This window comes from Flavobacterium saccharophilum (assembly GCF_900142735.1).
GTDB lineage: Bacteria > Bacteroidota > Bacteroidia > Flavobacteriales > Flavobacteriaceae > Flavobacterium > Flavobacterium saccharophilum.
In genome coordinates this window covers 655,245-670,846 of record NZ_FRBY01000002.1, presented here as the reverse complement: position 1 = coordinate 670,846, position 15,602 = coordinate 655,245, and the positions used below count along the sequence as shown (strand labels likewise).

Sequence of the window (15,602 nt, the reverse complement as noted above, 5' to 3'; positions counted from 1 at the left end):
AAAATGGTAAAGCTCTTTTTAGAATGTTTAAAGAAAAAAATAAATGAAATACGCAAGACTTACAAAAGAGCAATTTGATGAATTGCACGCAGAATTTGCCAGCTTTTTGGCTACACAGGCTATTGATAAAGCGGAATGGGATTCTCTTAAAATAAATAAACCTGAGGTTGCTGAACAGGAACTAGATGTTTTTTCTGATTTGATCTGGGAAGGTGTTTTATCAAGAGCAGAATTTTTAGAGCATTTTTCAAAAAATCACATCTTTTTGTTTCAATGTTTTGAAACACACGTTCAGTCAATAGTATTAAAATCAATGGTTCCGGAAACAGATTTTTTAACTAAGGATGGTTTGCAATGGCTAAGTGATAATATGTTTACAGAAACGATTGAAATGAAAGTTGGAAAAAAAGTATTTACTGAAGACAGAAATGCATCTATTTTTGAATTGATTCAGCAAGGTGCTTTTTTAAGTGACGGTCAATTGTTCAAACAAATTAATACTATTTTGGAATCTTAAGATTTAAGTAAGTCAAAAATAAGCTCTAAGAAAGGCAAACAATGATTGTTAAATTGTTTGTCTTTTTTTATTTTTTTAACTTTTGTTTAAACTTTTATATTTTTTTTACCCCGTATTTCTACGCTTTTTTTCTCAATAATGAAATAAAATATCTTTTTTATTGATAATCAATGTTATATAAGTTAAAATCTACTTGTTTAAGCCTGTTTCAATCGAATACTTTTTATTTTTGTAAGTTTAAACTTTCTTTTATTGCACTCTGTTAAAATATATTAATTTTTTTTTGTGATGTATTAACGTTTGTTTTATCCGTAAAAGTGCCATTTTTCCTGCTATTTTGCACCCCATTTTAACACATAGCTATTTTTTATAATTTAAAAAATAAGAATTTTATTCTTGTTTTATATTTTCATTTTAATTAATTTTAGTGAAAGAAAGGTTAAACAAAATGTTTTTGCAAAGACACTTTATGAGAACTAAATTTCCTTTCCTTTTTGAATGAAATAAAATATTAGTAAAGATTTTTTATTGCATTAGAGCTTAAAGGTTTTTTTAAAATAACTTAATTAATTTGCTTATGGAATTGACAATTACTCTACTTATCAAATTTGCATTAGGTCTTCAAATTATTTTAGCCTTATTTTTTATTCTTTCAGATAGAATTAAGCTTGTGCAAAAAAAAGCAAATTTCAATCTAATTATAAACGTTTTTCAAAAAAGTCAATATTACGTCAGCTTTTTATGTAACAAGCCCAGTCTGCGGTTTTGTATATAAAAGGTATTGTCGTAATTTTTTTATTGATAATCCTTGATATTAAATAATGTTTTCAAATTTTAGAATTTTGTAAATTTTCTAAATAATGATAAGGTGTCTAATCAACATTTTATCGAATTGACACATACTCTCAATATTTAATAGAATTCCCCAAATTCTGCTAATAGACATAGATTTTCTTTTCTGAAAATTAACTACCTAACAAATCACTCTGTTTATTTGGAAATTGATTCATATCAATATTCCACCAAAGTTTTTGAGACATTTTTTATTCAAAAGAATAAGAAGTGGTCTTTGTATACTTCTGTATACGCGATTTTTTTAATGAAATGTAGTTTAAAATAGTAGACATCTGATATTTTAAATTTCATTTTAAGTAGCTGATTATTAACGTTTTTTAAAATTGCCTAAGCATACGTGCTTATCGCAACAGGTATTTTATTGTCCATTTTCTAATCTTCCAAATTATGAAAAAAACTTTTACTTTTTATGATCTCATTGTAAAGAAGAGATTGTTATTTTTACTCTTTTTATTACTCTTTTGTAATAAAAACTTTGCACAAACCTTTTGTAGACCAGATTCCCAGACAAATAGTACGGGTGGTGTTTTATGTGTAGGAATGAGTGTGACGAATCCCAATAATGCATTCGATTCGAGCATGACAACTTACGCGTCGATTACAAATACGCTTGGTTTGCTGTGTTTTGCACAAGAGACATTACATTTTAGCCAGACTGCAAAGGCAGGCGACCAAATAGTTATATATTTTGGTGAAGGTAATGGACTGCTAGATGTTGATTTGTTGGCAAATGCAACTATTCAGGCAAAAAATGGATCAACAAATGTTGGTGGCCCGGTAGCGATGAATAATCCGCTATTAAATCTTCAATTATTATCTGCTACCAATTCTGCAGTAATAAGATATACACTACCAGGAGATGCAAATCAGATTCAGATTCAATCTGGAGGACTTTTATCTGTATTGGTAAGCTTAAGGATTTATGATGTGCGCTTGCAATTTGCAAAGCCTACTATTACGGGAGGTGAGACACAATCAATATGCTCGGGCCAATCTATTGCACTTTCAGCAACTGCGGCAGCAGGAACAACATTAGCCTGGTATGATTCTCCAACATCAACCACGGCACTTTCAAACGTTGGCACATTTACTACTCCCGCTTTAACAACTACAACTACTTATTATGTAAGTACTTCAAGAGTTGGCGATTGCGAAAGCGACGAGCGATTACCGGTAACCATAAACGTTATTGATCCTATATTGCCAATTATTAGCAGTACAGGGACCACATTTTGTTCTTCAGGACCAACTCAGGCGACTACATTATCAGTCGAAAACCCGGTAGTCGGAACAACCTATTCCTGGTTTAGTGTGCCAGCTGGCGGTATAGCCCTGGCAACAGGAACAACTTATTCACCAACTGTACCAACAGGTGTTACTACTTTTTATGTAGAAGCATCAATTGGAGCATGTAAAACACCAACACGAACTGCTGTTCCTGTTACTTCAACACCAGTTCCTGCACTAGCAACGGTACTGACACAAAGTGTATCAATATTATCGGGACAAAATGCTACTTTAAATGCTTCAACTACTGAAGCAAATGTTGTTTTGGACTGGTACGATGTTCCAACAGGAGGAACGAGATTATTAGAAAATTCAAATACTTTTATAACTCCAGCTTTAACTGCAACTAAAATTTATTATGTTGAATCACGCAATACTATTGGTGGCTGCGTAAGTGCCACCAGAGTACCTGTTACAGTAACAGTTTTGGCAACTCCCTTAGGAACTTGTTTAGAAGCCAATAGTCAACAAACAACGCAAAACGGATTGTGTTTACTTTGTTCTTCAACAACACCAAATAATTCTGTAGATGGAAATATTGCTACTGCGGCCAGACTTACTCTTCCGGTAGGTTTATTAAACGGATGGATTCAGCAAACCTTACAATTTAATAATCCTGGAAAAGCAGGAGATATTGTAGATGTTGAATTGGAATTGCCGGGTGGAATTACCGATATTTCATTATTAGGAGCGGTTAGTTTGGCAACTTATAATGGAGCAACATACAACAATGATAGAATTTTTACTAATAACCCTTTGGTTACTTTGCAATTACTATCAGGAAATCGCTTTAGAGCAAGTGTTGTTGCCGGAGCCAATTTTGATCGTGTCGAAATTAGATTAGGTGGAGTGGTAACAGCTCTAACGAGTTTAGATATTTATCAGGCAACTTACAGATATAAAGCACCTGTAATTTCAGGCAATAAAACTATTTGTAGTGGAACTGCCACCACTTTGACAGCAACATTGGATGCAGGTGAAACAATCAGCTGGTATGATGCTGCAACAGCAGGAACTTTATTGTCCAGTACAGATGCATACACGACTCCTGCCTTAACAGCCAACACAACTTATTATGTTGAAATTACTCGTAATGGCTGTGTAAATAGTGAAAGAAATCCTGTTATCATAACCATTACCGACCCTGTGTTACCTACTATCAGTACTACCGGCACGACGATTTGTTCTTCAGGACCAACGCAGGCGACTACGTTATCTGTTGCAAATCCGGTAGCCGGAACAACCTATTCCTGGTATGATGTACAAACGGGAGGCGTAGCCCTGGCAACGGGAACTACATATACACCAACTGTACCAACCGGTGTTACTACTTTTTATGTAGAAGCATCAATTGGGGCATGTAGTTCATCAACCCGAACTACGGTTACTGTTACTTCAACACCAATTCCTGCACTAGCAACGGTACTGACACAAAGTGTATCGATATTATCCGGGCAAAATGCGACTTTAAATGCTTCAACTACTGAGGCAAATGTTGTTTTGGACTGGTATGATGTTCCAACAGATGGAACAAAATTATTAGGAGATTCAAATACTTTTACAACTCCTATTTTAACAGCGACTAAAACTTATTATGTTGAATCACGCAATACTGTTGGTGGCTGCGTAAGTGCCACCAGAGTACCTGTTACAGTTACAGTTTTGGCAACTCCCTTAGGAACTTGTTTAGAAGCCAATAGTCAACAAACAACGCAAAACGGATTGTGTTTACTTTGTTCTTCAGCAACACCAAACAATTCTGTAGATGGAAATATTGCTACTGCGGCCAGACTTACTCTTCCGGTAGGTTTATTAAACGGATGGATTCAGCAAACCTTACAATTTAATAATCCTGGAAAAGCAGGAGATATTGTAGATGTTGAATTGGAATTGCCGGGTGGAATTGCCGATCTTTCATTATTAGGAGCGGTTAGTTTGGCAACTTATAATGGAAGTACTTATAATGGCGATAGGGTTTTTCTAAATAACTCCTTGGTTACTTTACAATTACTATCGGGAAATCGTTTTAAAGCCAGCATAGTTGCCGGAGCCAATTTTAATCGTGTCGAAATAAGACTGGGTGGAATAGTAACAGCTCTAACGAGTTTAGACATTTATCAGGCAACTTACAGATATAAAGCACCTGTAATTTCAGGAAATAAAACTATTTGTAGCGGAACAACTACTTTGACAGCATCATTAGATGCAGGTGAAACAATCAGCTGGTATGATGCTGCAACAGCAGGAACTTTATTGTCCAGTACAGCTAACTATACAACTCCTGCCTTAACAGCCAACACAACTTATTATGTCGAACTTACTCGTAATGGTTGTATAAATAGTGAAAGAAATCCTATTACTATTACAGTTACTAATCCTGTGGCACCAGCAACGGTTGTTGCTAGTCCTTTAAATGTATGTAGTGGAGGAACAACGACAATAGTTGTACAATCACCAGTTGTCGGCACTATCTATAATTGGTATGATGCTGCCACTGGTGGAAACTTATTATTTACAGGTACATCTTACACAACACCATCTTTATCAGCTTCTATAACTTATCATGTTGAGGCTGTAATTGGTACTTGTTTAAGTCCAACTCGTACATCGGTTCCGGTAAATGTAAATCCAAGACCTTCAGTGCCTGTTCCTACTTCCTCAAATGTAATTATTCAGTCTGGTCAGACAGTTACTTTATCAGTTGCAACTACCTCAGGAATTACTTATGATTGGTATGATGCACCAACGGGCGGAAATCTTTTGCAACCAAATTCTAGCACTTATACTACTCCGACTCTAAATACCAATAGAACGTTTTATGTACAAGCGAGATCTTCATCAGACTGTACTAGTAGTACTAGAGCTGCAATTAATGTAATAGTAATTAGTACAGTTAGTACTTGTTTACAGCCAAGTACGGAAGCTGTAACTGTTGACCCTGGCTTATTATGTGTTTTATGTAATGGTAGTAATACGGGTAATTCTATTGATGGAAATGCAAATACATTTGCTTCTCTGACTATTACTGCGGGGGTTCTTAATTCATATATACAACAAGAACTAACTTTTGCAACACCTGGTCAGACGGGAGACATTATTGATGTCATATTAGAATTACCTGGTGGACTTGCTGATATAGCATTATTAGGATCTGTAAGTATAGGAACTTCAAATGGAGGGGTTGCAAATCCTGGAAGGCTTGCAGTAAACAATAGTCTATTGAATTTACAGGTTTTGTCAGGAAATAAATTTAAGGTTAGTTATCCAGCAACTGCAGCATTTAATAGAGTTGATATCAGATTGGGAGCATTAGTTGGTTTATTAACTACTTTAAGAATTTATGACGCTTCTTATAGATTTCCAAATGCTACAATAACCGGAGCAGCAGCGCCAATTTGTTCAGGAGGAACTGCTACATTATCTGCATCTTCTACTGGAACAGAAACATTTGCCTGGTATGATGCTCCAACTGGTGGAAATATAGTGGCTGTTAATCCAACTCTTTCATTAACTTCTACCACAACTTATTATTTAGAAGCAGCACGTGGTACATGTATTAATAGTGTTCGTCAACCTGTTACGGTTAATGTATTAGATGTTCCAACGGATGCAAATATTACAATTGCAAGTCCTTTGACGGCTTCTTGTGGGGGAGGTATTGTTTTGGCTCCAACATCGGCTTTAGCTGGAGCGACATTTAAATATTATACAGATCAAAATAAAACAGTTGAGATTACATCAGGAACTGTTGGCGGAGTAACTTATGTTAAAGATGGTACAACAGGTGCTTTAACTATTAGTGGACTTATTGCTGCAAATGCTCCTTATACTTATTATGTTTCTGTTCTTAACGGAGGTGTTTGTGAGAATATAAATGGAACTTTGAAAGAAGTGGTTGTAAATTATCCAACAGGTTCTGCTTTAACAGTTCAAACTCCACTTGTTCGTTGTGGTAAAGCTAATCTAAAAGATGCTATCACAAATTTTGATGTATCAGGAAACACTACTTATACTTTCTTTGATCCATCAAATAATCCAATAACAGATTTAGCTGCAGAGAATATTACCGTTACCGGAATTTATTCAATTCAGGCTCAAACAGCGGGTGTTGATTGTCCATCGGTTAAATTACCGGTAACAGTGACGGTAAATCCATTACCAACATTAACAGGAGTTACAAGTTCTGTAGTAATTACAAAAGGATCTTCGGCGGCTTTGGCAGCAACATCCAATGGAACAATCACTTGGTACGATCCTCAGGGGAATCCTTTACCATCAAATAATACTGGAGTTCTTAGTACTGTAGGTATTTATACTTATACAGTAATTGCCAGTAATGGATCTTGTACCACTAGCCAGACGGTAACTATTAGTGTTATTGATCCTGTAGATTGCGATGTATTATTAGAAAGAGTCTATGCTAATTCTCAATCATCAGATTCAATTATTACAGGAGTAGTAACAAATGGAACGTTGGGTGCTGATGGTAATCCGAGTACTTACTCTACAATAACAACAGGTTTAGGCCTTTTAGGAATCGGAACTACCTGGCAAAATTTACAATGGCCAACAACTATTCCTAAAGGAACTCCGGTTACAGTAAAACTAGGTTTAGAAAATAGCGTCCTTGCAGTAGGACAGAATGTTTCTGTAGTAGGTACTAAACGTGATGGATCTAATAATCCTATTGACATTGGAGTTTTACAATCCGTATCAGGATCATTGTTGAATTTATTACCAGGTCAAAACTCATTTGAATATACATTTGTTCCTTCTAATGGCTCTGGTCCTCAGGATTATGATGGTATTAGAGTACAACTTGGCTCTATCTTAAGCGTAGCGCAAAATGTAAATGTCTATGACGCTTATTACAAAAAACAAGTAACACAAATCGCTTGTGGACAAGGTGATATAGAAGATGTTTTCTCTGGAGTAAGAGATTTAGGAGTTGGAGCATTAACATCTACAGTGGGTGTTTCTAATCCATTTAATGTAGCTGATGGCGACGTTTCTACTTATGCAACCATGTTTACGGGAGTAGGAGTACTTGCTGCAGCCGAATTAACTGCAACTTTTAGAACACCTTCAATGGTGGGAGATAGTTTGCGAATTACGATTTCAAAACCACAAACAGTGTTGACAGTTGGTTTACTTGGAGGATTTACTATTCAGCTTTATTCTGGAAATATAGCTGTTGGTGGACCAATACAAAGTAATAGCAGTTTATTGACTTTGAAACTACTTTCTGGTGATACGATGGCAATGACAATTATCTCACCACAAACACAGCCATATGACAAGGTAGTAATTACATTTGGAGGTGCTGCTACCTTAATAGATCAGCTTAGGGTTCATACTATTGATCGTGTAACTAATACTAAAGTTAATGGTAGTGACGACGATAATAATATTACTGCTTGTCCAGGACAAGAGCTGGAGCTCGCAGTTGACACAAAAGCTTGTGCTAATTATGTCTGGTATGATTCTCCAACAGGAGGAAATGTAGTGGCTAATGGTCAAACGTTTACACTTCCTGCTACATTAGCTGCTGGTACTTATAAATATTATATCCAGCCAATTCGTTACGGATGTCCTGCTTTAGAAAGAGGAGAAGTTACGGTAGTAATAGGTCCAACAACTCCTGCAACTGCAATAGCAAATGTGACAATAAATGGAGGAAATAACACTATCATTTGTAGTGAAAGTGGTACAGTCACATTGGATGCATTTTTAAGTGGAACGCCAGCCCTAACAAATCCTGTCTATCATTGGTATAGTTTTAATGGTACAACTCAAACTGCGCTAAGCGAATCAACAGCAAAATTAGAATTGATTGGATTAGCCCCAGGAACGTATACCTATTATGTTGGAGTTAGTTCAACACAATTTTGTGCAACTGCGCCAGCAGATAGAAAATTAGTTACATTCACGATTTTACCAAGTTCACTTGAAACTGATATCGTAGTAGACAATGCTTCTATTTGCCACAATACAGTTGCTACCTTGACACCGACAAGTACTTTAGCAAATCCTGTATATTTCTGGTATTTAGATGCTAATAAAACTCAACCTGTCTTTACTGGTGTAATAGGTGGGGTAAGCTATACAATTAGCGGCACTGGAGTTTTGACAGCTGCAGGATTAACGACAGCTATGAGTCCTATGGCTTATTATGTAGCGGTTTCAAGTGATAATACATGTCAGAATAAAAACGGTGAACTTAAAGTCGTTACTGTAACTGTTAATGACCCAGAAACACCAACAACTACTGACTCAACTCAGGATTTCTGTCAGGTTAGTAATCCAACAATTGCTAATCTTCAGGTAAATGAAGCAAATGTAGTATGGTATAACATACCAAGTGGAGGAACTGCATTGGCAACAACAACAGCCTTGGCTAATGGTCCTTATTATGCAGGAATTTTAGATCCGATTACTGGTTGCGAAAGTTCAGTCCGATTATTAGTTACAGTAACAGTAACTGATCCAGGTACACCAATTATTACAGATACTACTCAGGAATTTTGCCTGGTAAATGCTCCAACTTTTGCAAGTATAGATGTTAGCCCGGCCACAAATATTGTTTGGTATGATGCGTTAAATGGTGGAAACTTAATAGCTTCAACAGCGACATTAACATCAGGAACGTATTATGCAGCAATTAAAGATCCGATAACTACTTGTGAAAGTAGTGTTAGATTAGCTATTACAATTAGTGTAACTGATCCAGGTACGCCAATTATTACAGATACTACTCAGGAATTTTGTTTGGTAAATGCGCCAACATTTGCAAGTATAAATGTTAGCCCGGCGACAAATATTGTTTGGTATGATGCTCTAACAGGTGGAAATTTAATTCCATCAACAACAGTATTGACAAGTGGAACATATTATGCAGCTATAAAAGATCCAACAACAACTTGCGAAAGCAATGTTAGATTGGCTATTTCAATTAGTGTAACAGATCCTGGAACACCAGTAATTGCAGATACCGATCAGGAATTCTGTTTGGTAAATGCACCGACATTTAGCACAATTAATGTAAGTCCGGCAGTTGCGGCAAATATCGTTTGGTACACCGCTTTAGTAGGTGGAACAGTAATTCCATCCACAACAGTATTGACAAGTGGAACATATTACGCAGCCATAAAAGATCCGGCGACAACTTGCGAAAGTAATGTTAGATTGGCTATTAATATCAGTGTGACTGATCCTGGAACTCCAATAATTAACAGAACGACTCAGGAATTCTGTGTGGTTAATGCACCAACATTTGCAAGTATAGATGTTAGCCCGGCCACAAATATTGTTTGGTATGATGCTCTAACTGGTGGAAACCTAATTGCATCAACAGCAACATTAACATCAGGAACGTATTATGCAGCAATAAAAGATCCAACAACAACCTGTGAAAGTAATGTTAGATTGGCTATTAATATTAGTGTTACAGATCCTGGTACTCCGGTAATTACAGATACGACTCAGGAGTTCTGTTTAGCAGATGCGCCGACATTTGCAAGTATAAATGTTAGCCCGGCTACCAATATTGTTTGGTACGATGCTATAACTGGTGGAAATTTAATTCCAGTAACAACAGTATTAACATCCGGAACGTATTACGCAGCAATAAAAGATCCTATAACTACTTGTGAAAGTATTGTTAGATTGGCTATTAATATTAATGTTACCGATCCTGGTACACCAACCTTGGTAACGGCAGGAACTCAAAACTTCTGTTTGATAGATGCACCAACATTTGCAAGTGTTCAGTTGAATGAAGCAAATATAGTATGGTATGATTCATTAAGCGGAGGAACTTTAATTCCAGCAACAGCGACATTGACTAGTGGGGTTTATTTCGCAGTAATCAAAGATCCAACAACAGGATGCGAAAGCGCTACAAGATTGTCAGTAACGATTAGTGTTACCGATCCTGGTACACCAACTTTAGTAACGGCTGGAACTCAAAACTTCTGTCTGGCAGATGCGCCAACATTTGCAAGTATTCAGTTAAATGAAGCCAATATAGTTTGGTACACAGCTTTAACAGGTGGAACAGTAATTCCATCAACTAATGCGCTTACAAGCGGAACTTATTTTGTAGTAATCAAAGATCCAACAACAGGATGTGAAAGTGCGGTAAGATTATCAGTAACGATTAGTGTTACCGATCCTGGTACACCAACCTTGGTAACAGCAGGAACTCAAAGTTTCTGTTTAATAGATGCGCCAACATTTGCAAGTATTCAGTTGAATGAAGCCAATATAGTTTGGTATACAGCATTAACTGGCGGAACAGTAATTCCATCAACTAATGCACTTACAAGCGGAACTTATTTTGCAGTAATCAAAGATCCAACAACAGGATGCGAAAGTGCTGCAAGATTATCAGTTACGATTAATGTTGCAGACCCAGGTACACCAACCTTGGTAACAGCAGGAACTCAAAACTTCTGTTTGATAGATGCACCAACATTTGCAAGTATTCAGTTAAATGAAGCCAATATAGTTTGGTATACAGCATTAACTGGCGGAACAGTAATTCCATCGACTAATGCACTTACAAGCGGAACTTATTTCGCAGTAATCAAAGATCCAATAACAGGATGTGAAAGCGCTGCAAGATTATCAGTAACGATTAACGTAACTGACCCGGGTACACCAACCTTGGTAACGGCAGGAACTCAAAACTTCTGTTTGGCAGATGCGCCAACATTTGCAAGTGTTCAGTTGAATGAAGCCAATATAGTTTGGTATACAGCATTAACTGGCGGAACAGTAATTCCATCAACTAATGCGCTTACAAGCGGAACTTATTTCGCAGTAATCAAAGATCCAACAACAGGATGCGAAAGCGCTACAAGATTGTCAGTAACGATTAGTGTTACCGATCCTGGTACACCAACTTTAGTAACGGCTGGAACTCAAAGTTTCTGTTTGATAGATGCGCCAACATTTGCAAGCATTCAGTTGAATGAAGCCAATATAGTTTGGTACACAGCTTTAACAGGTGGAACAGTAATTCCATCAACTAATACACTTACAAGCGGAACTTATTTTGCGGTAATCAAAGATCCAACAACAGGATGCGAAAGTGCTGCAAGATTATCAGTAACGATTAACGTAACTGACCCGGGTACACCAACTTTAGTAACTGCTGGCACACAAAACTTCTGTGTGGCAGATGCACCAACATTTGCAAGTGTTCAGTTTAATGAAGCCAATATAGTTTGGTACACAGCTTTAACAGGTGGAACAGTAATTCCATCAACTAATACACTTACAAGCGGAACTTATTTTGCAGTAATCAAAGATCCAATAACAGGATGCGAAAGCGTTGCAAGATTGTCAGTAACGATTAGTGTTACCGATCCTGGTACACCAACCTTGGTAACGGCTGGAACTCAAAACTTCTGTCTGGCAGATGCGTCAACATTTGCAAGTGTTCAGTTGAATGAAGCGAATATAGTTTGGTATACAGCATTAACTGGCGGAACAGTAATTCCATCAACTAATGCGCTTACAAGCGGAACTTATTTTGCAGTAATCAAAGATCCAGCAACAGGATGTGAAAGTGCTGTAAGATTATCAGTAACGATTAGTGTTACCGATCCTGGTACACCAACCTTGGTAACAGCAGGAACTCAAAACTTCTGTTTGGCAGATGCACCAACATTTGCAAGCATTCAGTTGAATGAAGCCAATATAGTTTGGTATACTGCATTAACAGGTGGAACAGTTATTCCATCAACTAATGCACTTACAAGCGGAACGTATTTCGCAGTGATCAAAGATCCAACAACAGGATGTGAAAGCGCTGCAAGATTATCAGTTACGATTAACGTAACTGACCCGGGTACACCAACTTTAGTAACTGCTGGCACACAAAACTTCTGTTTGGCAGATGCACCAACATTTGCAAGCATTCAGTTGAATGAAGCCAATATAGTTTGGTATACTGCATTAACAGGTGGAACAGTTATTCCATCAACTAATGCACTTACAAGCGGAACGTATTTCGCAGTGATCAAAGATCCAATAACAGGATGCGAAAGCGCTGCAAGATTATCAGTAACGATTAGTGTTACCGATCCTGGTACACCAACCTTGGTAACAGCAGGAACTCAAAACTTCTGTTTGGCAGATGCGCCAACATTTGCAAGTGTTCAGTTGAATGAAGCCAATATAGTTTGGTACACAGCTTTAATAGGTGGAACAGTAATTCCATCAACTAATACACTTACAAGCGGAACTTATTTTGCAGTAATCAAAGATCCAATAACAGGATGCGAAAGTACTGCAAGATTATCAGTAACGATTAGTGTTACCGATCCAGGTACACCAACCTTGGTAACGGCAGGAACTCAAAACTTCTGTTTGATAGATGCACCAACATTTGCAAGTGTTCAGTTGAATGAAGCAAATATAGTATGGTATGATTCATTAAGCGGAGGAACTTTAATTCCAGCAACAGCGACATTGACTAGTGGGGTTTATTTTGCAGTAATCAAAGATCCAACAACAGGATGCGAAAGCGCTGCAAGATTATCAGTTACGATTAACGTAACTGACCCGGGTACACCAACTTTAGTAACTGCTGGCACACAAAACTTCTGTTTGGCAGATGCACCAACATTTGCAAGCATTCAGTTGAATGAAGCCAATATAGTTTGGTACACAGCTTTAACAGGTGGAACAGTTATTCTATCAACAAATGCCTTGACAAGTGGAACTTATTTTGCAGTGATCAAAGATCCAACAACAGGATGTGAAAGCGCTGCAAGATTATCAGTAACGATTAGTGTTACCGATCCAGGTACACCAACCTTGGTAACGGCTGGAACTCAAAACTTCTGTTTGGCAGATGCGCCAACATTTGCAAGTGTTCAGTTGAATGAAGCCAATATAGTTTGGTATACAGCATTAACTGGTGGAACAGTTATTCCATCGACTAATGCACTTACAAGCGGAACTTATTTTGCAGTAATCAAAGATCCAGCAACAGGATGCGAAAGCACTGCAAGATTATCAGTAACTATCAGTGTAACTGATCCGGCTACACCAACGACAACAGCTCTTGCTCAAGCTTTCTGTTCTGAAAATAATCCAACTGTTGGAGACATTCAGGTTAACGAAAGTAATGTTGTTTGGTACACAGCTTTAACCGGTGGAACAGCAATTGCTTCAACTACAGCTTTAGTAAATGGAGATTATTATGCAGCTTTAAAAGATGCAACTACAGGTTGTGAAAGTAGTATAAGACTAAAAGTAACAGTTACTGTTGGAAGTTCAAATACTCCAACAACGGATAATGTTGCTCAGAGTTTTTGTATAAACATTGCTCCAACGTTTGCTAATATTCAGGTAAACGAAAGTAATGTTGTTTGGTTCAGCAGTGCTAGTGGCGGAACACCAATTCCAACAACGACAACTTTAACGTCTGGTATCTATTTTGGAGAAATTACAGATGCTGTAACTGGATGTAAAAGTGCAACTCGTTTGCAGGTAACTATAACAATTGTAAACCCTGCCGCGACACCAACTACAAATTCTGGCACTCAAAACTTCTGTACATTAAACACATCTACCGTTGCTGATATTCAGGTTAATGAAGCAAATGTAATTTGGTATAGTACAGCAACTGGCGGAACTGCGTTGCCAGCAACAACAGCTTTGGTTACCGGAACTTATTATGGTGCTGTCGCAAGTACAGTGAGCTGTGAAAATCCAGTAAGATTAGCAGTTGTAGTAAATGTGAATGTCCCTCGTGTAGTAACTACACCAAGAACTACACAAACATTCTGTTTGTCTAAATTGCCAACGCTTGTTGATATATTGGTAAACGAGACAGATATAGTTTGGTATTCTTCAGCAACTGGAGGTACACCTTTAGCAGCTAATACACAGCTTACAGCTGGAACATATTATGCAACAGCACTTAATAACACAACAAATGGTTGTGCTAGTGCCACAAGACTTGGAGTAACAATCAATTTCGAAGATGATGCTTTAGTACAACTTGCATCTTCTGATGATACTCCTTGTGTTTTCCAAGGTGTAACATATTCAATTGCGAATGGAAAATCCAATTATGTGTGGTCAGTAACAAACGGAACAATTACTTCAGGCGGAGGTAATGCTGATGGTTCTGCAACTATTTCATGGTCTGATGTGGGGCCTGGTACTGTAACAGTAACATATACCAATAACTGTGATGAAACTACGACTAAATCTCTAAATGTGGTTGTAGCTACATGTTCTGATTTAACAATTACGAATACAGTTAATAATCCTAAACCAAATTTTGGAGAGCAGGTGACCTTTACTGTAACAGTGAATAATGTTGGGGAAGGTAATTTTATAAATACTGTGATAAGTGATTTATTGCCTAGCGGTTATGACTTAGTTAGTACAAGCACAACTTCAGGAACATACGATCCAACAACAACACTTTGGACAATTCCAACACTAAATGCTGGTCAAAGCGTAACCCTTACGATCGTAGCTGAAGTATTACCTGCAGGTGATTACTTAAATGTTGCAACTATTGAAATTTCAACTCCTTTAGATGTTGATGCAACAAACAATACTGCTTCAGCTTCTGTTGAGCCTGTTTGTTTGACCGTTTATAACGAGTTTACTCCAAATAATGACGGAACAAATGATCTTTTCAGAATAGACTGTATTGAATCCTATCCAAACAATGAGTTAAAAGTTTATAACAGATATGGTGCATTAGTATACAGCAAACAACATTATGAAAATGATTGGAACGGAACTGCCAATGTATCTGGAGTTATAAATAGAGGAGATATGTTGCCTACAGGTACTTATTTTTATGTGATAGACATTGGAAACGGAACGGTTAAAAAAGGATGGTTATCTATAATGAGATAAGCAGCTATATTAATCATCTAATTAATTAAACTAAATAAGTATCGTT

2 protein-coding genes are annotated in these 15,602 nt (G+C 37.1%); both read left to right on the top strand.

Annotated features, from left to right (window positions below):
• Window positions 1-43: 43 nt before the first annotated feature.
• Window positions 44-517, top strand: a complete 474-nt coding sequence (locus BUA98_RS08320) for a DUF6495 family protein (protein ID WP_072971138.1) — start codon at window positions 44-46, stop codon at window positions 515-517.
• Window positions 518-1,759: 1,242 nt separating this feature from the next.
• Window positions 1,760-15,556: an Ig-like domain-containing protein gene (locus BUA98_RS08315; RefSeq protein ID WP_139256998.1), complete on the top strand. Its 13,797-nt coding sequence runs from the start codon at window positions 1,760-1,762 to the stop codon at window positions 15,554-15,556.
• Window positions 15,557-15,602 lie beyond the last annotated feature (46 nt).

Bases quoted from the DNA above. Each gene is read 5' to 3' on its own strand.
- BUA98_RS08320 (WP_072971138.1), top strand. From the start codon at position 44: ATGAAATACGCAAGACTTACAAAAGAGCAATTTGATGAATTGCACGCA.
- BUA98_RS08315 (WP_139256998.1), top strand. From the start codon at position 1,760: ATGAAAAAAACTTTTACTTTTTATGATCTCATTGTAAAGAAGAGATTG.